This window comes from Paraburkholderia unamae (genome assembly GCF_003268775.1).
Taxonomy (GTDB): Bacteria; Pseudomonadota; Gammaproteobacteria; order Burkholderiales; family Burkholderiaceae; genus Paraburkholderia; species Paraburkholderia unamae.
On the sequence record NZ_QLSU01000030.1, the window covers coordinates 90,723 to 112,878 of the forward strand.

Genomic DNA, 22,156 nt, shown 5'->3' on the forward strand with positions numbered 1-22,156 from the left:
CAATCGACAAGTTCTTAACGGAAAACGTGCTGGACGGAGGAGATATGGCCGAAACGGCTGCCGCAATTTCTAACCTTGGCTATGTCGTGCTGGGGGTGAAGGATCTCGGTGCATGGGCGGATTTCGCTCACAACCTGATGGGGTTTCAGATCGCGTCTCGCGATGACGGCAATGCGCTGGTGCTGCGCATGGACGAGTACATGCAGCGCATCGTGCTCGAAAAGAATGAGGCCGACGACATTCAGGAAGCCGGTTGGGAGTTCGAGACCGAAGACGAACTCAACCGCTACGCAGCGCAACTGCGCGAGCGCGGCATCACGGTGACACAAGGTGACCGCGATTATCGCGCGCGCCGCCGGGTCGAAAAGCTCTACTACTGCGAAGACCCGAACGGCTATCGCCACGCCTTCTATTTCGGCCCCGAAATTGCGCAGATGACGAATCCGTTCCGCTCGAACGTCATGCGCGGCGCGGGCTTCGAAACCGGGTCGCTCGGCATCGGCCACATTCTCACGACCGCGAACAACTACGGCGAGTCCGTCGACTTCTACCGCTCGATAATGGGGCTGCGCGTGAGCGACTACATTCGCGAGGAGCGCGCCCCCGGCATCGTCGTGGACGCGACGTTCATGCACACGAAAACGGGCCGCCACCATTCCCTCGCCACCGCGGCCATTCCCGGTCCCAAGCGCCTCAATCACCTCATGGTGCAGGTCAAGGAGATGGACGACGTCGGTCTCGCCTATGACCGGTGCACCGCGGCCGGCGTGCCGATGTTCCTGCATCTCGGCCATCACCCGAACGACCAGATGTTCTCGTTCTACGTGCAAACGCCCTCGGGCTTCGCACTCGAATACGGCTACGGCGGCATCGTGATCGACGACGCGACGTGGAAGGTCGTCAACTATTCGAAGATGAGCGACTGGGGCCACAAGCGCACGCCGCCCGTGCCCGCCTGAGCGTAGCGGCGCGAAACGCCGCCACGCCGCATCCCCGCCAGGACGATGTGAACCGGCTCGCGTTGCCGGCGGGGAGTTGTTTTGCCCTTTTTCCAGGGGCAAGTGAGGATCTGGAATGATGGATTCGGCGATCGAAGCCGGGCACGAACATAACGAGGCGCTGGTGATCTGGACTACGAATAACCTGATTCACGGTATCGCAGCGGCGCATTGGCCGCAGTACAAACAGCCTGACGCGTTCCACACCGTCATGCATGCGTTTCTTTCGACGGGGAAAACCTGATGGTAGCCATTTTCACAAGCAACGCGGGCGAGGCCGCTTCGGCCCGATGCCCGATCAACGGCGTAGACCCTTCGCTCTTTCGCGCGGGCATGCGGCGTCTCGCGGGCGCGTGCTCGATCATCGCTTCGCGCAGCGGCGACCTGCGTGCGGGATTGACCGCGACCGCCGTTTGCTCGGTCAGCGCGGAGCCCGCGCGGCTGCTCGTTTGCGTGAATCGCTCGGTGCGCGCCCACCAGGTGATCAGCGAATCGGGACTCCTGAGCGTCAACGTCTTGAGCGAGCATCAGGAAGACATCGCGCGGCGATTCGCGGGCATGGTCATCAACGTGGTGGGCGAAGACCGTTTTCTCGGCGCAGGCAACTGGCGTGAGGGCAGGCTCGGCATCCCGCTGCTCGAACAAAGCATCGTGTCGTTCGGGTGTCAGGTCATCGAGGAAATTCCCGGCGGTTCGCACACGGTTTTTCTTTGCGATGTGATCGAAGTGAGTTGTGAGAGAGAGGAGACGCCGCCGCTCGTGTATTTCGGCGGGAAATTCGCCCGTCTGGAGCAGGCGGACTCGGAAAATTCAAACGGAGGAGCAGCATGAGCACGGTATTGAAACAGTCGGTCGAACGCGTCATTCCCACCGAAGCGGAACTCGTCGAGCGGGCGAGGGCGATGATCCCGATGCTGCGCGAGCGCGCGGCGGAAGTCGAAAAGAACCGCTCGGTTCCGGCCGACATCATCGCGCAGTTCAAGGAGGCGGGATTCTTCCGCATTCTCCAGCCGCGCCGTTGGGGCGGCTACGAGATGAACCCCGCCGTGTTCTTCAAGGTCCTCATGGAACTGGGCCGCGGCTGTTGTAGCAGTGCCTGGAACATGATGATCCTCGGCATTCACACGTGGGAATTCGGCCATCTCGACCCGCGCGCCTGCGAAGACGTCTGGGGCCAGGACGACTCGGTGATCATCGCGTCCTCGTATGCGCCGTTCGGCACGTACAAGCGTGTGGAAGGCGGCTACATCATCAACGGCCGCTGGCCGACTTCGAGCGGCACCGACCACGGCCAGTGGGCGTTTCTCGGCCAGATGCTGCTCGACGAAGAAGGCAAGCCCGTGGATCGTCTCTCGATTCTCGTGCCGCGCACCGACTACACCATTCTCGACGACTGGCATGTGTTCGGTCTCGCCGGAACGGGCAGCAAGAGCGTCGTGGTCAAGGACGCCTTCGTGCCCGACTACCGCACGCACAGCCTGGCCGACTACACCATGAGCGATCGCGGCAACATGTATCTCTATCCGTTCTCGCAGATCTTTTACGCGGCGGTATCGTCGGCGATCAACGGCATGGCGCAGGGCGCGGTCGACCTCTTCATCGAACAGATGCAAACGCGCCGCGACACGACGGGCGGCGCAAAAACGTCGCTCAGCCCGTATGTGAAGGATCGTCTCGGCAATGCGGTGGCGCGCGTGCGTTCTTCACGCGCCCGCATCCTGCACATGATGCATGAAACGACCCAGTACGCCGAGCGCCGCGAACTGGTGCCGCTCGACGACCGTGTACCCGCCATGCTCGACATCGCGCGCGTGGGCCGCGAAAGCGAAGAGGCCGTGATGTTGCTGTTCAAGGCGCTTTCCGCGCGCGGCATCTACCTGGACAACCCGTTGCAGCGCATTCTGCGCGACGTGATCGCGGCGGCCAATCACATCACCCAGAACGCGGACGACACGGCGGGCACGCTTGGCGGGTACCTGCTCGGCCAACCGCTGCCGCCGCTCTTTTACTCACGCGACCCGCTGCCTGGGCAGGCCGCCGCGTAATCCGGGCACAACCCGGCAAAGGCGCGAATCCACGGCGCGGTCTGCGGCACGCTTGCAGCCGCGCCGGTTTGAATCACCCATGCAGAACACGGGAACCACGGAATGGACCCTTCATTGATTGCGGACCTCGGCGACGAACTCTGGCGCGCGCTCGACAACCAGACCACCGTCGAGCCGCTGACCTCGCGCCACGAGACGCTGAGCGTCGAAGACGCTTACCGGATCCAGCAGCGACTGATCGAACGCCAGGTGAGCGCGGGTGCGCGCATCGTCGGCAAGAAGATCGGTGTGACGAGCGACGCCGTCATGCAATTGCTCAACGTGCATCAGCCGGATTTCGGCTACCTGCTCGACACGATGTTGCGCGAAGAAGGCGCGCCGATCGATACCACGAAGCTCATTCAACCGAAGGCCGAAGGCGAGATTGCGTTCGTGCTCAAGCATGACCTGATGGGGCCGGGCATTTCGGTGGCCGACGTGCTGCGCGCCACGGAAGGCGTACTCGTGTGCTTCGAGATCGTGGATTCACGCATCCGCGACTGGAAGATCCGCATTCAGGACACGGTGGCCGACAACGCCTCCTGTGGCCTGTTCGTGCTGGGCAGCCAGTTTGTCGATCCCCGCTCGCTCGATCTGCGCACCTGCGGCATGGTGCTGGAGAAGAACGGCGCGGTGGTCGCAACGGGGGCGGGCGCCGCGGCGCTCAATTCCCCGGCCAATGCCGTTGCCTGGCTGGCCAATACGCTTGGCAGGCTCGGCGTGCCGCTCAAGGCCGGTGAAGTCATTCTTTCGGGATCGCTTGGAACGATGGTGCCGGTGAAGGCGGGCGACAACCTTCATGTGTCGATTGGCGGCATCGGCAATTGCTCGGCCCGTTTTGTTTGACTTTGTCGATGGGAGTAAGCCGCCTGAAACGGCTTTCGGTATTTGCGAATGAAGCGTTCGGATTTGCTGTCTTTTTTCGGCAATAGCGCACGCGATACCATTCGCAATACTAATCATATGGCTATCGGCATCACGCGATAGCCGAAAACACAGTGACATTGGATAGTGATCCGATCAAGGAGGAGTGCAATGGCTGCATTGACCGAAGCAGGAACGAGCAAATTCGCGCGGATCAAGGAAGGTGACCTCGACGCGCAGGTCCATTACAACGACGCGGGTACGGGCGAAACCGTCGTGATGATGCACGGCTCCGGTCCCGGCGCTTCCGGGTGGAGCAACTTTCATCGCAACATCGACACGTTCGTGGAAGCCGGCTATCGCGTGATCCTGCTGGACTCGCCGGGCTGGAACAAGAGCGATCCCATTGTGGTCACGCGCGGCGCGCGATCTGAAATCAACGCGCGCGCGCTCAAGGGCCTGCTCGACGTGCTCGACATCGACCGCGTGCACATTCTCGGCAACTCGATGGGCGGCGTCAACGCGCTGTCGTTTGCGCTGAACTATCCCGAGCGCCTGGCCAGGATGGTCATCATGGGCGGCGGCGGCGTAGGTCCGAGCCTCTTCCAGCCGATGCCGCTCGAAGGGATCAAGCTGCTGTTCGGTGCGTACAAGAACCCGACGATGGAAAGCCTGCGCCGCATGCTGGACGTGTTCGTCTTCGATCCTTCGACGATTACCGAAGAGTTGATTCAAGGCCGTTTCGCAAACATGATGGCGCGCCGCGATCACCTCGAAAACTTCGTCAAGAGCCTCGAAGTGAATCCGAACCAGTTTCCGGACCTGAGCGGCCGGCTCCCGGAAATCAGCGCGCCGACCCTCGTGACCTGGGGCCGCGACGACCGCTTCGTGCCGCTCGACAACGGCCTGCGCATGATCTGGGGCCTGCGTGACGCGCAATTCCACGTGTTCAACCGCTGCGGCCACTGGGCGCAGTGGGAGCACGCGCAAGCGTTCAACCGTCTCGTCATCGATTTTCTGAAGCACTAAGGCGTCGCAAGGGCGGCGCAGTCACGTTGTCTTGCGCCGCCCCCGCGCGCCGGCATCACCGAAAGACCACAACCGGAATCGCTTCTGGTTGCGAGACACGCATCACAAATACGAAAAAATAGTTTGGAGACACGGTGAAAGCGAAAATCATGACATGCGCGGCGGCCACGTTGCTGGCCGGCACGGCCCACGCCCAGACAAGCGTCACGCTGTTCGGCGCCATCGACGCGGGCCTGACCTGGGTATCGAATGCGGGTGGCCACTCGAATACCTTCATGCAGGGCGGCATTTCGAACAACACGGGGTTCGGCATTTCCGCCATCGAAGACCTGGGAGGCGGCACCCGGGCCATCGCAAAGCTGCTCAACACCTTCGACATCGGCACGGGTTCGCTCTATAGCACCGGCCAGATGTTCCGGTACTCATACGTGGGGCTCGACAACGATTCCCTGGGACGCCTGACGATGGGCCTGCAAACCGACTTCATGTTCAATTACATGACAGTCGATCGCTGGGGGCCGATGCTCGCCTCGCTCGAACCCACGTTCACCCAGGGCGGACCGTTTCCGCAGCTTGGCGCGCCCGCGTTCGGCTCGATGGACTTTCTGCGCACAGCCGACCTCTATTCCACACCCAACGCCGTGACCTATGAAAGCCCGCGCATGGGCGGCTTCAAGTTCGGCGCGATGTACGGCTTCGGCGGCGTGGCCGGCGCATTCAGCCAGAACAGCACGCAGAGCTTTGGCCTGAGCTATAACACCGGCCCGGTCGCGGTGGATGCCGCATACACGTACACGAAGTTTCCCACCATCAATGAAGGCAACAGCGGTCTGCGCGACTGGGGCGTGGGCGGGCGCATACCGGTTGGCAACGGCTTCGTTGCCGCCATGGTGGCGCAGGCCACCAACACCTATAACAACGCGCGCGTGATGGTGTACGACTTCGCCGCCACGTATCCGCTCACGCCGGCTGCAATCGTCGGCTTCGCGTATCAGTTCAACGACGGCAATCACGTTGTCAATGACGTGAAGATGCACCAGGTCGGACTGAATCTCGCGTACTACCTGTCCAAGCGCACGAGCGTCTATGCGTTTGCCGTGTACCAGCATGCTTCGGACGGCGCACCCGCGCTCATTCCGGGCGCCGGCGCATTCTCGACTTCGGGCAACCAGACCATGGTGCGCGTCGGGATGATGCACACCTGGTAAGACCCGCGCGCGGCTCGCGAACGCCGCGCGCCAATGCCCGGACACTACAGAACATTGGAGACATCCATCATGGAAACGACGGCTGCCGCCTCAAGCGGGCGCGCTGACTGGAACCTGCGCTACGAGGTCAAGGCGGTATTCCTGCTCGCATTGGGTTACGGACTTGTGGGGCTGGACCGCAACATCATCTATCCGCTCTTTCCCGTGATCGCGAAAGAACTCGGCATGAATTATCAGGATCTTGGCCTGATTTCCGCCGTGCTTTCGCTGTGTTGGGGCCTCGCCTCGATACTCACGGGCCGCCTCACCGACCGCGTTGGCTGCAAGCGCGTGATCGTGCCCGCGGTGATTGCGTTCTCGCTGCTGGTGGGCGGCAGCGGCCTCGCTGCCGGCATGATGAGCATGGTGCTGTTGCGCGCGCTCATGGGCGTCGCGGAAGGCGCTTATGTGCCCGCGAGCATCGTGGCGACGGTCGAGGCGTCGAAGCCGAGCCGTATCGGCCTGAACGTGGGGCTTCAACAAATGTCGGCGCCGCTGGTGGGGCTAGGCCTCGGGCCCTTGCTCGCCGTGGGCATGCTCAAGTTCGTGCCGTCGTGGCACTGGATCTTCGCCATCGTCGCCGTACCCGGCTTCGTGATCGCAGTGCTGCTCGCGAAATCGTTGCGTGCCGATGCGCCCGCCGCGCACGCCCAGGTGCGGGAAAACTCGTCGTGGTTCGAGGTGCTGCGCTACCGCAACGTGGTGTCGGGCACGCTGCTGATGCTCTGCGCGCTTTCGGGCCTCGTGGTGCTGTCGGCGTTCCTGCCCAGTTATCTCACCGACCACCTGCACCTGGGCATGGATTCGATGGGGCTCGTGCTTTCCGCACTCGGCGTGGGGTGCTGCGTTGGCGTTGTCGTGCTGCCCGCGTTGTCGGACCGGTTCGGCTGCAAGCGCGTGATCGTGGCTGCGCTCGCGTGCGAGGTGGTCGGCCTCTGGTTTCTCACGCAAACGGGCGCTGACCCGGTCAGGCTCTTCGTTTTGCTCGCTATCGTGACGTTTCTCATCGCGGGGGTCATCGGCATTACGGTCGGGCCGTTCGCGAATGAATCGGTGCCGCCGGAGTTGGGCGCGACCGCAACGGGCATGATCGTCGGGCTGGGTGAAATCATCGGCGGCGCCGTGGCTCCCGCCGTCACGGGCGGCATCGCGCAGCACGTCGGTATTGCCGTGATCGTGCAGATCGCGCTGGGCTCCGCTGTGCTCGGACTGCTGATCTCGGCGTTCGGCATGCGCGACCCGAAGCGCGATTTCGCGGGACGCCGCGCCGAGGCGGCTTAACCACGGTTTTTCTCACGCGCCTCGCGAGCGGGGCGCTCGAGCGAATCACAAGCGAATCACAAGCGAATCACAAGCGAATCACAAGCGAATCAATTTGCCAACGAACAAGAACGGAGAATACAGGTGAAAACACTCAAGGTCGCTCTGGCGGCAGTGCTCATGACGGTGATGTTCGGAGTACCAGGCGTATTCGCGCAAGGACAGCAAGCCAGCGACGCCGCAAACGCAGTGGCGCAGGGTCAGGCCAATCCCGCTTCGATGACGAAAGCGCAGAAGAAAGCCGCGCGCAAGGCCGCTCGCAAGGAGGCCCGCGCGAAGAAGAATGCGGAGTTGAAGAAGCTCGAGAGCGCGGGCTACAAACCGGGTGGATACGATCCGAACTATCCGGAAAGCGCGCAGGGAGCCGAAAGGAAGGCGGCGGGCGCGTCGGCTGGCCAGTGACAGGGCGCTTGTAGTCGCCGTGTCATCAAGCCTGATAAGGCAATGGCGCTCGAATGCTGGATGGCATTCGAGCGCGTGAATCCATCAACAGGGAGACTGCGTTGTGAAACTGCTGCGATACGGCCCGGCTGGCGAAGAGTTGCCTGGCATGCTTGATCGTGAAGGCCGCATCCGGGCGCTGCGCCCGATAGTGAGCGACATCGACGAAGACGTGCTGTCGCCCGAGGGCCGCCGCTTCCTTGCGGCCGTCGACGTGACGCAACTGCCGGTCGTGCCCGGCGCGCCACGGCTCGGTCCGCCTTTGCGCCGTGTACGCGAAATCATTGCAATTGGGCTCAACTATCGCGATCACGCGCTGGAAGCCGATTTGCCGATTCCCGCCGAGCCACTCGTGTTCAGCAAATCGACTTCGTCGATAAGCGGTCCGAACGACGACATCGTGCTCGCGCCGGAATCGGCCCATACGGACTGGGAGATCGAACTGGGTATCGTGATCGGCAGCGTGGCGTCGCAACTCGGACAGGACGACGCAATGGCAAGCGTGGCCGGTTATTGCGTCGTGAATGACGTTTCGGAGCGTCACTGGCAATTGCAGCGTAACGGGCAGTGGGGAAAAGGCAAGAGCTTTGACACCTACACGCCCATCGGCCCGTGGATCGTGACGCCGGACGAACTCACGAATCCGCAGGGCCTGGCGTTGACTCTGTCCGTCAATGGCCAGGCAAGGCAACGAGGTCACACGCAGGACATGATTTTCAGTGTGGCGCAGATCGTGAGCTACTGTAGCCAGTTCATGACGCTGCGGCCCGGTGATCTGATCATCACCGGCACGCCCGCTGGCGTGGGACTGGGTATGAAGCCGCCTGTGTACCTCGCTGCCGGTGATGTCATCGATATGGCGATAACCGGCCTGGGTGAGCAGCGCCATGTGGTGAGGTAAGCGCGGAAAGCCGGGATCTAGTCGGCTTCCGCGCCGTCCCATCCACCTCCCAGCGCCTTGTTCAGCGCAATGAAATCCGTAGCAATGAGCACGCGGCTCTGAATCAGCGTGTCTTGCGCCGCATACAACGAACGCTCGGCCGTCAGCACTTCGAGAAAACCCGTCGATCCCGAGCGATAGAGCGATTGCGCCATCGCCGCCGCGTCGCCATAGGCATCGGCGGAACGCTTCAGGTTCTGCACGCGCTCGGTTTCGCGCGAGAGCGATACGCTGGCGTTTTCCACGTCTTGCAGTGCAGTCAACACCGCCGAACGATACGCGATGAAAGACTGGTCGCGCTGCGCATCGGCAATCTCCACCGCGGCCTTCAGGCGACCTGCGTCGAAAAGGGGAATCGTGACCGCGGGTCCGATCGACCAGCCGATGGACGAATGCCGCGCAAGGTCGCCGAACTGCGTGCCCGACGTGCTGAGCGTGCCGGTGAGCGTGACGCGCGGATAACGTGCGGCCTCGGCCTGGCCTACGCGCGCCGTGCTCTGTGCGTAGCGCCGCTCCGCAGCGCGAACATCGGGGCGGGCGAGCAGCACGTCGGCGGGCACGCCGAGCATGACGGGCAGCGGCGGAACAGGCACATCCTGCGCGCGCTCCATACTCGCGAGCAGCGCGCCCGGAGCCCGGCCCAGCAGCACGGCCAGGCTGTGCACGCTTTGCGCATAAGCGGCCTCCAGCGCGGGGATGGTGGCGAGCGTCGACTGCGCTTCGCCCGATGCGTTCGCCGCGTCGAGGCCCGAGTTCGAGCCAGCCACGAAGCGTATGCGCGTGAGACGCGCGGTTTCCTGCTGTGAGTCGGCCGTCGCGCGCGCCAGCGCAAGGCGCGCCTGGTAGCCGCGCGCTTCGACATAGTGCGTGGCCACGTCGCCCACCAGCGTAAGCAGTGTTGAACGCAGATCCCACTGCGCAGCGTCGAGTCCGCCTTGCGCGGCTTCCAGCGAGCGCCGGTTTCCGCCGAAGATGTCGATCTCCCAACTGGCGTCGAAGCCCGCCTGGAAGAGGTTGGCGGGGCTGCCCACGCCGAGTACGGACGTGCTGGCGCCCGCGCTGGAAGACGTTGTGGTGACGGCGTGCGAGCCCGCACCCGAGCGCGTGAACGCAGCCGTGCCGTTGAGCGACGGATAAAGCGCGCCGCCGGCCTGACGCACCACTGCGCGCGCCTCGCGCACGCGAGCGGCGGCGGTCGCCACGTCGAGGTTGCCGCTGACAGCCTCTTCGATCAGCGTGTCGAGGAGCGGATCGCTCAGGTGTACCCACCACTGGCGCAGGTCGGGACGCTCGGCGGCCTGCGCGCCGTTCGCCTCGGGCGCCGATTTTCCGCCGCTCCATTGAGCGGGCACGTCCGCGTGCGGCGCACGGTAGTCGGGCCCCACGGCACAGCCTGAGAGCAGCAGGGCCGCGACCAGGGGCACGACCACGGCCGCAACGCCGGCCTTGCGATTCGAGAGCGATGTGCGATTGAGCTGCCGTTTCATGTTGGTGCGTTGAAGTGCGTTCATGTGCGTTCGCGCTTGCCCCGGCCGAAGGTTTGCCGTACCGCCACGTAGAGGAGCGGCGCGAAGAAAATGCCGAGCACGGTGGCCGCGACCATGCCGCCCATCACGCCGATACCGATGGCGTTCTGTGCCCCCGAGCCCGCGCCGGTCGCGACCGCGAGCGGCGCGACGCCGAGAATGAAGGCGAACGAGGTCATGAGAATCGGCCGCAGGCGCTGGCGCGCGGCGTCGAGCGTCGCTTCGAGCAGCGTCGCGCCACGTGCCTCGCGCTCCAGCGCGAACTCGACGATGAGGATCGCGTTTTTCGCCGCGAGACCGATCGTCGTCAGCAAGCCCACCTTGAAGTAGACGTCGTTGGTCTGAGCGCACAGCATCGCGGCCAGCAGCGCGCCCGCCATGCCCAGCGGCACGGTGAGCATGACGGCGAGCGGAACGGACCAGCTTTCATAGAGTGCGGCGAGGCACAGAAACACCACGAGCACCGAGATCGCGTAGAGCGCTGCCGCCTGGTCACCCGCGAGACGTTCCTCGTAGGAGAGGCCGGTCCATTCATGCCGGAATCCCGGCGGCAGTCGGGCCACCAGCTTGTCGATCTCGCTCATCGCCGCCCCGGAGCTGACGCCCGGCGCGGCCTCGCCCTGGATTTCGAGTGCAGGGACACCGTTATAGCGTTCGAGCCGTGTCGGGCCGAAGGTCCAGCGGCCATGCGCGAACGAGGCGAACGGCACCATTTCCGCACTTGCGTTGCGCACATGCCAGCCGTCGAGGTCGCTTGGCTGCATGCGGAAGTCGGCGTCGGACTGCACATAGACGCGCTTCACGCGGCCACGGTCCACGAAGTCGTTCACGTAATTGCTGCCCCAGGCCACCGACAGCGTGTTGTTGATGTCGGCGAGATTCAGGCCTAGCGCGCTCGCCTTGGCCTGGTCGATGTCCACGGCGAACTGCGGCGTCGGCTCTTGCCCCGTGGGGCGCGTATTGGCGAGCCGGGCGCTGCGCGCCGCCGAGCCGAGCAACGCGTCTCGGACCTGCGTGAGCTGTTCACGTCCTGCGCCATTGGTGTCCTCCAGGTAGAAGTCGAAGCCGTTGGACGTGCCCATGCCGTCGATTGCCGGCGGCAGGAGCGCGTAGACCTGCGCGTCGCCGATGGCGGCGAACGCGGCGCTCGCGCGCTGCGCGACTTCCTGCGCGGAGAGATTGGCGGACTTGCGCGCCTCGAAGTCCTTCAGGCGCACGAACACCATGCCTGCGTTCTGGCCCGAGCCGCCGAAGCCGTAGCCCTCGATGGCCATGACGCCTTCCACGGCATCCTTCTCTTTGGTCAGGTAGTAGTCCGTAACGGTCTTGAGCACGTCGCGCGTGCGCGCATTCATGGCGCCGGCGGGCAACTGCACGGCGGTCAGCAAAATGCCCTGATCCTCGACGGGCAGAAACGAACTGGGCAGACGCATGAACATCCAGCCCATCGCCACCACGATCGCCAGAAAGATCGCGAGAAAGCGCTTGCCGCGCGTGAGGATGCCTTCCACGCCCGCACGATAGGCGAGTGAGCCGCGATCGAAGCCACGGTTGAACCACGCGGCGAAGCCACGCTGCGCGCCGTGCGCGGCAGGCTTGCGCAGGATCGTCGCGCACAGCGCGGGCGTGAGGATCAACGCCACCGCCACGGAGAGCAGCATCGCCGTGACGATCGTCACCGAAAACTGCCGGTAAATCGTGCCTGTGGAGCCCGATGAAAACGCCATCGGCACGAAAACGGCCGAAAGCACCGTGGCAATGCCGATCAGCGCGCCGGTAATCTCTCGCATCGACTTGAGCGTGGCTTCGCGCGGGGAGAGTCCTTCCTCGGCCATCACGCGCTCGACGTTCTCCACCACCACGATGGCGTCGTCCACCAGCAGGCCGATCGCGAGCACCATCGCAAACATGGTCAGCGTGTTGATCGAATAGCCGAACACGGCGAGCACGCCGAACGTGCCAAGCAGCACGACGGGAATCGCCAGCGTGGGAATCAGTGTGGCGCGCATGTTCTGCAAGAACACCAGCATCACGATGAACACGAGCACGATGGCTTCGACCAGCGTTTTCACGACCTCATGAATGGAGAGCGTGACGAACGGCGTGGTGTCGTACGGATAGACCACCTCCACGCCCGCGGGCAGTGTGCCCTTGAGCGAAGCGATGAGTCCCTTGATGCGCTTCGCGGTGTCTATCGCGTTGGCGCCGGTCGCGAGATTCACGCCCAGCGAGGAAGCGGGCATGCCGTTGTAGGTGGACGCGTAGGTGTAGTTCTCCGCGCCGATTTCCACGCGCGCCACGTCCTTCAACCGCACGATGGCACCGTCCGAGCCGCTCTTGACGATGACGTCGGCGAATTGCGCAGCCGTTTGCAGGCGGCTTTGCGCGGTCACGGTCGCATTGAGTTGCTGGCCGGCGCGCGCGGGCTGCGCGCCCAACTGGCCCGCCGACACTTGCGCATTCTGCGCGCGCAGCGCGGCTTCCACATCGCCGGGCATGAGCGCGTACTTGGCGAGCCGGTTGGGATCGAGCCAAACGCGCATCGCGTAGCTCGAACCGAAAAGCTGCGTGTTGCCGACGCCCGGCACGCGGCGAATCTGGTCCTGCAACGTGCTGCCCACGTAATCGTCGAGATCGACGGAGCTGAGCTTGCCGTCCGTGGAGACGAAGCCCACCACCATCAAAAAGCTCGCCGACGACTTCGTCACCGTGAGCCCGGTGCTCTGCACGACCGAGGGAAGCTGCGCGGTGACGAGCTGGAGCTTGTTCTGCACCTGCATCTGGGCGACGTCGGGATTGGCGGCGTTGCTGAAGGTGAGGCGGATCTCGACCTCGCCCGAGGCGTCCGAACTGGCCGCCATGTAGAGCAGATTGTCGAGGCCCGTGAGCCCTTGCTCGATCACGCGCGTGACCGAGTTCTCGATGGTCTGCGCATCGGCGCCGGCGTAGTTCGCCGAGATCGAGATCGTGGTGGGCGCGATCTCGGGATACTGCGCGACCGGCAGGCGCTTGAGCGCGAGCAGCCCGGCGAGCATCACGACGATGGCGAGCACCCACGCGAAGACGGGGCGTCTGATGAAAAATGCCGACATGTCGTTCCTCAGGTGCGGTTGCCGGGCGCGGCGGCCTGGGCCGAATTCGCGGACGGCGCGGCGGCGCGCTCAGGCAACTTGCGCACGGTGCCCGTCGCGGCGTCTATCGTGACCTCGGTGCTTGCGACGGCGTCGCCCGCGCGCGCCTGCTGGCTGCCCTCCACGACGAGCGCGTCGCCGTCACGCACGCCGTGGGTGACGAGCCAGTCGTTGCCGTGCTCGCGCGCGTGGCCGAGCACGACTTCCTCGAGCTTGCCGCCGCGCACGAACAGTGCGGTCGCCTCGCCACGCGCGTTGCGGCTCACGGCGCGCTGCGGCAGCAGATAGGCGCCGGGCGTCGTGCCTTCCGCGACGATCGCGCGCACGTACATGCCGGGCAACAGCAGGCGGCGCGGATTGGGCACGCTCGCGCGCAGCGTATAGGTGCCCGTTGCCGTGGCGACGCTCGATTCGCCGAATTCGAGCCTGCCTTCGAGCGGATAGAGCGAGCCGTTCTCGAGCTTGAGCTTCACTGGCACCGCGCCGCCCGCAGTGATCACGCGGCCCGCGTCGATGGCCTCGTGCAGGTCGAGCAGGCTCGCGCTCGACTGCGTGATATCGACATTCACACGGTCGATTTGATGGATCGTCGTGAGCGCCACGCTCTGGCTCGCGCTCACGAGCGCGCCGGGCGTGAGCGTCGAGCGGTCGATACGCCCCGAGATGGGCGCGCGTATCGTGGTGCGCTCGAGATCGATACGCGCGGCTTCCAGTGCGGCCCTGGCGGCCGATACGTTGGCGCGCGCCTGCGCGAGCGTGTCCATCGATTCTTCATAGTCCTGCCGGCTGATCGCATTCTGCTTGATGAGATCCTTGTTGCGATCGGCCCTGGCCTGCGCGGCGGGGACGGCTGCCAGCGCGCGTTGCAGCGCGGCTTCGGCGCTGTCGCGCGCAGCTTTGTAGCTTGCCGGATCGATCTGGTAAAGCGGCTGGCCGGCCTTCACTTGCGCGCCTTCCACGAAAAGACGCTGCTGGATGATGCCGCCGACCTGCGGGCGCACTTCGGCTTCGAGAAACGCGACAACGCGGCCCGGTAGCTCCGTGCTGACCTGCACGGTCTGCGGGTGGAGCGTGACCACACTGACCTGCGGTTTGGGCATGCTCTGCGACGCGGCGGCGTCGTGTTCGCCGCGGCACGCTGCGAGCGCGAGCAGCAGGGCAACCACGGCCGTGGCCGTTCGCGTGGTTGTTCTCATCGAGTGGGTATTCATGGTGTGCGGTGCATGCGTGCGGCGCGATGGCGGAGGCTGGATGCTGGCATGCGGCCGTTCGGGGAGGATGGAGATCGTGTGGAGATTGTGTCGAGCGAGCCGCGCAGGCTGCGCGAATCGCGAGGAAATGCGCAATGGAATGCGCGGCGGACGTGGCGAATTGTTGAGATATGATGGAGACTCGATGGAGCAAATTGCGGCGCAACGCGCAAGCGGTCACGATGGAGCTCCCGCTTGACGACACGCCCGCCCAGACGCACGCGATGAACCATGAACGCGCTGATCCTGATCGCCGAAGACGAACCTGAAATTGCCGAAATACTCGACGCCTATCTCACCCGGGAAGGCTATCGGACCTACCAGGTCGCTAACGGCCAGTCGGCGCTCGATGTGCAGCCGGTCCTGAAACCCGATCTCGTGCTGCTCGACATCAAGATGCCCGGCAAGGACGGCTGGGAAGTGCTCTCCGAATTACGCCGGCGCGGCGATACGCCCGTGGTGATCGTGACGGCGCTCGATCAGGACATCGACCGCTTGCAAGGCTTGCGCATCGGCGCGGACGACTACGTGGCGAAGCCGTTCAATCCCGTGGAGGTGGTGGCGCGCGTCGGCGCCGTGTTACGGCGCACGGGGGGGGCACGCACGGAGCCGGTGTTGCGCGTGGGACGCCTCGAAATCGACACGCAAAGCTATATGGCGAGCGTGCGTTCGGCTCCCGGCGTCGGCGGCGCGGAAAAGGGCGGCGTGCAGCTTGCGCTGACCCTCACCGAATTCCGCATGCTCGCGCACATGGCGAAGTCACCCAATCGCGTTTTCACGCGTGGCGAACTCGTTGACGCGTGCCTTCCGGGCGGCGACGCGCTCGAGCGCACCGTCGACAGTCACGTGAGCAATCTGCGCAAGAAGCTCGACAAGGCGGGCGCATCCGAAGTGATCGCGGTCGTGCGCGGCGTGGGCTACCGCCTGGGTGACGCCGAATGAACGGGCCCGTGGAGCATCGCGGGCGGCTCGTCCGCCAGATCGTCCTGTCGATGGGGCTCGTGTCCTGCATCACCATGCTCATTGCGTTTGTCGGGTCGATCGTCATCTACGGGCTGCTCTTTCTGTTCTCTCCGCCGCCGTATCCACCCACTGGCAAAGAGCTTTTCATTCCCGACCCGCGCGACTATCTGATCTTCGCGATTCTCCTGCTGTTCGGGCTCGTGGTCGCGGTGATCATGGCGTCGCGGCTCGCGCGGCGCATTCTCGCGCCGCTCAATTCGCTCGCGGAAAGCGCCCGCAGCATCGCGGCGGGCGACCTCGCGGCGCGTGCGCTGCCGGGCGACCGCTCACTCGGCGAGACGGCTCTGCTGGTGGACGACTTCAACGCCATGGCTGTTCGCCTGCAACGCATGACGGCCGACATGAGCGCCTGGAATGCGGCTATCGCGCATGAACTGCGCACGCCGCTCACGATCCTGCGTGGCCGGTTGCAGGGCATGAAGGACGGCGTATTCAAGTCGGACGAAGCGCAGATTCGCGGGCTGCTGTTTCAGGTGGAAGGCCTCACGCGTCTCGTGGACGACCTGCATATCGTGACGCTTCAGGACATCGGGCGGCTGGAAATGCGCATGGAGCCCACGCGCATCGACGTGGAAATCCGCCGCGCCGTCGACTCGATCGTCGAGGAACTGTCCGAGGCGGGGATCATGGTCGAACTCACGCTGGCACCGGTCGTGGTGCATTGCGACGGCACGCGAATTCGTCAGGCCTTGCTGGCGCTGCTCGACAACGCGCGACGATACGCCGTGCCGGGCACACTCGTGGTTCGTGCCGACGGTGACGCCGACAACGTGCGGCTGTCTGTGGAAGACGAAGGGCCGGGGGTTACGCCTGGATTCGAGGCGCAGATGTTCGAGCCGTTCGCGCGCGCGGACGCGTCCCGCTCGCGCAAGTTCGGCGGCTCCGGCCTCGGGCTTTCGGTTGTGCGGGCGATTGCACTGGCGCACGGCGGGACAGCGAGCTACCGGGAAAACAGTCAAGGCGGATCCACCTTCGAATTGGTGATCCCGGCATCGGCTTTTCAAGCGGCCGCGATCCCGAACTGACCGCCATCAGCTTTTCAGGGGCGTGCGAAGTGAACGCGGTGTGGCGGGAGCGAACCCAGACCCGCCCGTGCTCAGGTTAGCCAGCCGCGCGCGCCGCGGTCCAATCCACCGCCGCGTCAAACAGCCGGATTCCCGCCTCCGAGAGATTGGGAAACGAATCGTTGTCCATGAAGAACATGGTGCGACGCGCCGGCGCGAGCGCCTCGTAGTCCATCGTCGCGCCTTTTTCGTAGGTGAAAATCGCGGCCTTCTCCGGCTGGCCGTAGATCGTGGCGATGATCGACGCGCCGAGTCCGGGCTTGCCCCAACTCATGGGCGCCTGCTTGCGAAATACGTTGGACACGCCCGCCGGCAATCCCCCCGACGCGGCATGCGGCGCGTTCGTGAGCCACAGATAGCGCTCCTTTTCCACTTCGCCGAAGTCGGTATCGTGCCGCTTGCCGCTCATGGCGAGGTCGTCGAGCAGGTCGTTCTCCCACGTGAGCAGCGGCACCGGCGCGTTGCGCCAGCCGGCGGGCACGTCCTTCGCGGAGACGGTCGATGAAATGACAACGAGCCGCGCATCGTGCGCGAGCGCGGGGTCGACATCCTGATTGACGAGCCGCACGGTGTAGCCGCGCGCTTGCAGATGCGCCGCAATCTTCTGGTCGACGGCGAAATTCGGTCCATTGAGCTGGACCACCATCAGGACGGTGCCCGATGTGTCAGGCCCCTGTGCGCGCGCGCCGCGTGCGGCGAAGGACGCGGCAATGGCGCCGAGCGCGAATAGCGCATTGCGGCGCGAAAGGGTGCTGGGAGCCGAAGACGAGGGACGCTGTTTCATGAGAGTGCGTGTGCGCATCAGAATTCGAAAGTGGAGAGCAGCGAGACCTGGCGCGCGTCGCCTACCGCGACGAAGTAGCGGTTCGCGCTCGACGGGTAATAGGTCTTGTTGAAGAGGTTCTTGACGTTCAACTGGAACGAGACGCGGCGCTCGCCCCATTTCGTTTCGTAGGTCGCGAACGCGTCGGCGACGGTGTAGGCAGGCAGCGTGAAACTGTTGGCCGAGTCGCCCGGACGCGAGCCCACGTAATGCGCACCCGCACCCACGCGCAACTGGTCACCGCCGAATACGGTGCCGAAGTCGTACACGGCCGCAAGCGACGCCGTATTCTGCGCGACGTTCCAGAGCCGGTTGCCCGCATATTCCGGGTCCTCGGTCGTTTTGGCGTCGATATACGCGTAGCTCGCAATGACACTCACGTGCTGGCCGATCTGGCCGGAAACGTCAAGCTCCACGCCGCGCGATCGAGCCTTGCCCGAGGTGCGCCAGTCGGTTTCCTTGGTCGTGTCGTTGTACTGAGAAACGAGCACATTTGACTTGTCGATGTTGAAAAGCGCGAGCGTGCCCGTGAGACCCGCCGGCATCGCGATCTTCGCACCGAGCTCCCACGACGTGGCTTCTTCCGGTCGAACCGAAGAGTCGATCACGACGCCCGTGCTGAGTGGCGCGATTGACGAAGTGGGCTTGAGCGACTGGGTGTAGCTGCCGTAGAGCGAGACGCGATCGTTCCATTTGTAAACCACACCCGCACGCGGCAGCCATTTATTGCCGCTCAGGTCGGTGTTTGCCACAAAAGGCCGGCCTTTTCCAGCAATCTGGTTATATGAAATGAAGCGCGCACCGCCCACGAGAATCCATTTGTCGGTCAGATGCAGGCTGTCCTGGAGAAACACGGACGTGTCGTGCAGCGTGTCGGTCTGATCGCTGTCGCTCGCCGACACCGTACTCGACGGACTTTCTCGCCCATACACCGGATTGAAATAATTGAACGTATATTGCGTGGCCTGGCGCAGGAGGTCGGCGCGATAGATGCGACGGTATTCATCGTCCACGCCGATCTGGAGATCGTTGCGCAGGCCCGCGATATCGAAGTGGCCATCGACATAGGCAATTGCGTAGCTGTCCGTGCTCACCGCGCCGTGCGTCGCGTCGTTGCTGCGCGAGAGCACGCCCGTCGTGCTATTGACGCCTTGCACGCGCAACTGGTTCGCATCGTAGGTCTCGCGGTTATAGCTATAGCCGAAATGCGCCTTCCAGTTCGCGTTGATCTGATGATCGACGAGCAACTGCACGAGATGCGACTCGCCAGTCATGTTGTTGAACGGCTCATCGAGACGTTCGCGCGCGGGAATGGCCAGCGGCTCGTTCGTCTTGGGATCGAGTGCCGTACCGCGATCAAACGGATAGAGAAATTTGCGGTACTGATACGAGAGCACGACCTGCGTGTCGCTCCCGTACCATGCGACGGAAGGCGCGACCAGGGTCTCGCGATGTTCGCCATAATTGCGCCAATACTGCTCGTTCACCTGATCGAGCACGAGCCGGTAAGCGAGCCCCGTGTCGCCGATCGGGCCCGTGGTGTCGAGCGCTACGCCGCCCCCGTTGCGGCCGTGGCCATAGGTGGAGCCGAGCACCGAAATCGCGTGATAGGGCGTAAGCATGGGCTGCTTGCTGACCACGTTGACCACGCCGCCGGGGTCCATGATGCCGTAGAGCAGCGACGTGGGGCCCTTGAGCACTTCCACGCTATCGACGGCGTCGTTGAGCGCGCGACCCTGCACGAGCGGCATGCCGTTTTCCATGATGGAGCCGTCGCGGTTGCCGCCGAAGCCGCGCTTGAGCAGCGTGTCCTGCGTGCCCGCGAGCGTATTGCCTTGCACGATGCCGCTCACGTTCGCGAGCGCGTCGTCGAGATTGCGGGGCCGCTGATCGCGCAGCACCTGGGCGGGCACCACGTTGACGGCCTGCGGCGTGTCGAGCACGGGCGTGTCGGAGCGCGTGACGTTCGCTTCGGCGGGGGCGCGATAGCTGCCCGCCTTGATCGACGATGCACCGACTTTCACGGCGGGCAATACGGCGCGATTATCGGGTTCGACGTTGGCCGGGTCTTCGATCAGCGTGTAGCTGCCGTTCGCCTGCGCATTCGCCGCGAGTCCTGTGTTGCGCAGAATGTGCGCGAGGCCGTCCGTTACGCCATATTCGCCGTGCAATCCCGCGCTCGTGCGCCTCGCTGCGAGTTCGCCCGGAAATGAAATCATGACGCCGGCCTGCTGGCCGAACTGGTTCAACGCGGATTCGAGCGGCCCGGCGGCGATGTCGTATTGCTGGCGCGCCGATGCCAATTCCCGCGTCGCGCCCGCATCCGGGCCGGCGAAGGCGGGCGTCGTCGCACTGATGGCGAAGAGGGCGAGCGCCACGATGCTGATCCAGTGGCGTTGGCGCAAAGAGGGAGCGGCAGGGTGCGACGCGCGCGACGCCTCGCCGTGGGCAGGTGAATGCATGTTCGAAAAGGCAGGAAAAAGTCGGATGAAGTGCTGCTCTCATCTGGCTTGTCCCGCGAGAATCGAAAACAGCTCACTTTTTTCTGAATTTTTTTATCGAGCCGTAAAGGGGCTACCGGGCGGGGCTACCAGGCGGCGGTTAAACGCAGGTCTCAACGCTCACGCCATCACGTGCGAGCGGGCCCGACAGTGACCCAGAATCGCGTGAGATAGTCCACACGTAGTGGCAGGGCGCGCGTGAGCGTTTCGAGCACGAGATCGGTATCGGCGAGCAGATAGGTGCCGGAAACTCGCAGCGAGGCCACGCGCGGATCGCACCGCAGCAGACCTTCGCGATAGCGCGAGAGTTCGTCGAGCAGATCGGCGAGACGCATATTGTTTGCAACCAGCATGCCTTTGGTCCACGCGGAGGCGTCGTTCGAGACTGGCGCTTTTTCGAGTACCGCGTTCTCCGTGAATTGCGCGCGTTCGCCCGCGTGCAGCGTCTGCGTGGCGGAGGGCGCGGCGCCCGGCACGACGCGCACGGCGCCTTCGAACACGGCGATGTGCGTGTCGTCTTGCGCCTGACGCACCGAAAAACGCGTGCCGATGGGGGTCGCCGTGCCTTGCGCGGTTTGCACCACGAAGGGCCGCGGCGCGAGGCCGTCGCGATGCCCCGTGGCGACCATGATCGCGCCGCGGCGAAGCACGATGCGGCGCTCTTCCTGCGTGAAGCGCACGTCGACGGCAGTGGCGGTATCGAGTGTCAGCGTGGTGTCGTCGGCGAGCGTGACCATTCGGACTTCGCCCGTTGCCGTGTGCAGATCCGAGACCCAGCCCGGCCATGCCGAGCGATGGCGCGTGCTCCATGTCGCGCCGCCTGCGAAAAGCAGCAGCGCAAACGCCTTGATGCCGGCGCGGCGACTGCGTGACACGCCGCGTCCCGACCGCGTGAGGGCCGAGCGCGCGGCGTTCGCGGAGGCGCTATCGCCAATCGACTGAAAGCGGCCCGAGACGTCCTGGATATGCTGCCAGGCGCGCTCGTGATCGGCGTGCGCGGCGCGCCACGCCTCGAAGGCTGCGCGCTGCGTGGGCGTCACGCTGCCGCTACTCAGATCGAACCACCATTCCACGGCGCGATGGGCGACTTCGGGTGCCACGTTGGGCGGAACGAAATTCACGGCGCCCCCGCTCAGAGCGCGAAAAAGCACTGCGCCGCGGCTTTCACCAGATAGCGTTTCGTGGTGGCCAGTGAAATATCGAGCGTCGCCGCAATTTCGGCATGCGTGGCGCCATCGAGTTGCGCGAGCAGAAACGCGCGTTTGACGATGACGGGCAGACCGTCGAGCCGCTTGTCGATTTCGCAGAGCGTTTCGAGCAGCACCGTCTGTTCTTCCGGCGACGGCGCGAGCGCTTCGGGCACCTGAGCCAGCGCTTCGAGATACGCGCGCTCGACCTCTTCGCGACGCCAGTGGTTGTAGAGCACGCGCTGCGCGACCGTCGTGAGGAACGCTCGCGGCTCGCGCGCCTCGATCGGTTCTTCGCGATCGAGCAACCGCGCAAACGTATCGTGTGCAAGATCACTCGCGTAATGCGCACAACCGAGCTTGCGACGCAACCAGCCGTGCAGCCACCCGTGGTGCGCCCGATAAAGCGCTTCGACTTCGAGGTGGATGGCGGACGGGAGGGCTGTCATACGCGACATACGCGAGTCTGGTTCGGACAAGAATGGCTTTCTTACAGCAAGCTTCGCAGGGTACACGTCATTGAGATAAAAGTAAATGAGAAGCGTTATCACGAAAGATGGGCGGCGTGGGGCTTGATGGTTGGCTCTTGATTCGGTCGTTATTTAACATAATTAACATTATCGAACTTATGGCTGTTACGGCTTTTTTGAAATGTCCGGTTCTGGCTCATTAGAAATGTCCGATTTCTGCCCTAGTTGACGCGCACGCTCGCGTGAGGCGTCGACCAG

19 protein-coding genes are annotated in these 22,156 nt (G+C 64.2%); 12 read left to right on the forward strand and 7 right to left on the reverse strand.

The window, feature by feature from the left end; translation table 11 throughout:
• The first annotated feature begins 44 nt into the window (after positions 1–44).
• The 10 genes from C7401_RS34950 (at position 45) to C7401_RS34990 (ending at position 8,884) form a co-directional block, all read left to right on the forward strand.
• Positions 45–959 carry a VOC family protein gene (locus tag C7401_RS34950; RefSeq protein ID WP_112176590.1) on the forward strand — a complete coding sequence of 305 codons (915 nt, stop codon included), beginning with the start codon at positions 45–47 and terminating at the stop codon, positions 957–959.
• 115 nt (positions 960–1,074) lie between these two features.
• Complete coding sequence (locus tag C7401_RS45175; protein ID WP_181565774.1) at positions 1,075–1,242, forward strand: hypothetical protein; 168 nt, start codon at positions 1,075–1,077, stop codon at positions 1,240–1,242.
• Positions 1,242–1,829 carry a flavin reductase family protein gene (locus C7401_RS34955; protein WP_112176591.1) on the forward strand — a complete coding sequence of 196 codons (588 nt, stop codon included), beginning with the start codon at positions 1,242–1,244 and terminating at the stop codon, positions 1,827–1,829. Before C7401_RS45175 ends, C7401_RS34955 begins: the two co-directional genes overlap by 1 nt.
• Entirely contained in the window at positions 1,826–3,043 is a 1,218-nt protein-coding gene (locus C7401_RS34960) for an acyl-CoA dehydrogenase family protein (protein WP_112176593.1), read from the forward strand. The genes C7401_RS34955 and C7401_RS34960 overlap by 4 nt, the downstream gene beginning before the upstream one ends.
• 102 nt (positions 3,044–3,145) lie before the next feature.
• A complete protein-coding gene (dmpE, locus tag C7401_RS34965) occupies positions 3,146–3,928 on the forward strand; it encodes a 2-oxopent-4-enoate hydratase (RefSeq protein ID WP_112176595.1) in 783 nt (260 codons plus the stop codon).
• A gap of 189 nt (positions 3,929–4,117) precedes the next feature.
• The gene (locus tag C7401_RS34970; RefSeq protein WP_112176597.1) at positions 4,118–4,975 is read left to right on the forward strand and encodes an alpha/beta fold hydrolase; all 858 of its coding nucleotides are present in this window, start codon (positions 4,118–4,120) and stop codon (positions 4,973–4,975) included.
• A 134-nt stretch (positions 4,976–5,109) separates the two neighbouring features.
• A complete protein-coding gene (locus C7401_RS34975; RefSeq protein WP_112176599.1) occupies positions 5,110–6,183 on the forward strand; it encodes a porin in 1,074 nt (357 codons plus the stop codon).
• Between the two features lie 69 nt (positions 6,184–6,252).
• Complete coding sequence (locus C7401_RS34980; RefSeq protein ID WP_112176600.1) at positions 6,253–7,503, forward strand: MFS transporter; 1,251 nt, start codon at positions 6,253–6,255, stop codon at positions 7,501–7,503.
• A gap of 123 nt (positions 7,504–7,626) precedes the next feature.
• On the forward strand, positions 7,627–7,944 hold the full coding sequence (locus tag C7401_RS34985; protein WP_224041659.1) for a hypothetical protein: 318 nt from the start codon (positions 7,627–7,629) through the stop codon (positions 7,942–7,944).
• Positions 7,945–8,047: 103 nt separating this feature from the next.
• On the forward strand, positions 8,048–8,884 hold the full coding sequence (locus C7401_RS34990; RefSeq protein WP_112176602.1) for a fumarylacetoacetate hydrolase family protein: 837 nt from the start codon (positions 8,048–8,050) through the stop codon (positions 8,882–8,884).
• A 17-nt stretch (positions 8,885–8,901) separates the two neighbouring features.
• Here the strand turns inward: C7401_RS34990 and C7401_RS34995 are convergent, their stop codons facing one another.
• From C7401_RS34995 to C7401_RS35005, 3 genes are read right to left on the reverse strand one after another with little or no spacing between them, the layout of a single operon-like run.
• Positions 8,902–10,434: an efflux transporter outer membrane subunit gene (locus C7401_RS34995; protein ID WP_258397347.1), complete on the reverse strand. Its 1,533-nt coding sequence runs from the start codon at positions 10,432–10,434 to the stop codon at positions 8,902–8,904.
• A complete protein-coding gene (locus C7401_RS35000; protein ID WP_112176604.1) occupies positions 10,431–13,541 on the reverse strand; it encodes an efflux RND transporter permease subunit in 3,111 nt (1,036 codons plus the stop codon). Before C7401_RS35000 ends, C7401_RS34995 begins: the two co-directional genes overlap by 4 nt.
• 8 nt (positions 13,542–13,549) lie before the next feature.
• Entirely contained in the window at positions 13,550–14,776 is a 1,227-nt protein-coding gene (locus C7401_RS35005) for an efflux RND transporter periplasmic adaptor subunit (RefSeq protein ID WP_258397348.1), read from the reverse strand.
• A gap of 285 nt (positions 14,777–15,061) precedes the next feature.
• Here C7401_RS35005 and C7401_RS35010 point away from each other — a divergent pair, with 285 nt between their 5' ends.
• Both C7401_RS35010 and C7401_RS35015 read left to right on the forward strand, forming a co-directional pair.
• Positions 15,062–15,772 carry a response regulator gene (locus C7401_RS35010; RefSeq protein ID WP_112176608.1) on the forward strand — a complete coding sequence of 237 codons (711 nt, stop codon included), beginning with the start codon at positions 15,062–15,064 and terminating at the stop codon, positions 15,770–15,772.
• The gene (locus C7401_RS35015; RefSeq protein WP_112176610.1) at positions 15,769–16,878 is read left to right on the forward strand and encodes an ATP-binding protein; all 1,110 of its coding nucleotides are present in this window, start codon (positions 15,769–15,771) and stop codon (positions 16,876–16,878) included. The genes C7401_RS35010 and C7401_RS35015 overlap by 4 nt, the downstream gene beginning before the upstream one ends.
• 76 nt (positions 16,879–16,954) lie before the next feature.
• Here C7401_RS35015 and C7401_RS35020 read toward each other — a convergent pair whose 3' ends face one another.
• The 4 genes from C7401_RS35020 to C7401_RS35035 all read right to left on the reverse strand — a co-directional run bounded on the left by C7401_RS35020 (position 16,955) and on the right by C7401_RS35035 (position 21,877).
• Positions 16,955–17,701 carry a hypothetical protein gene (locus C7401_RS35020; RefSeq protein WP_112176633.1) on the reverse strand — a complete coding sequence of 249 codons (747 nt, stop codon included), beginning with the start codon at positions 17,699–17,701 and terminating at the stop codon, positions 16,955–16,957.
• A 17-nt stretch (positions 17,702–17,718) separates the two neighbouring features.
• Entirely contained in the window at positions 17,719–20,202 is a 2,484-nt protein-coding gene (locus tag C7401_RS35025) for a TonB-dependent siderophore receptor (RefSeq protein ID WP_112176612.1), read from the reverse strand.
• 167 nt (positions 20,203–20,369) lie between these two features.
• Positions 20,370–21,362, reverse strand: coding sequence for a FecR domain-containing protein (locus C7401_RS35030; protein WP_258397349.1), 993 nt, complete (start codon positions 21,360–21,362; stop codon positions 20,370–20,372).
• A gap of 11 nt (positions 21,363–21,373) precedes the next feature.
• Entirely contained in the window at positions 21,374–21,877 is a 504-nt protein-coding gene (locus tag C7401_RS35035) for a sigma-70 family RNA polymerase sigma factor (RefSeq protein WP_112176614.1), read from the reverse strand.
• Between the last annotated feature and the right edge of the window lie 279 nt (positions 21,878–22,156).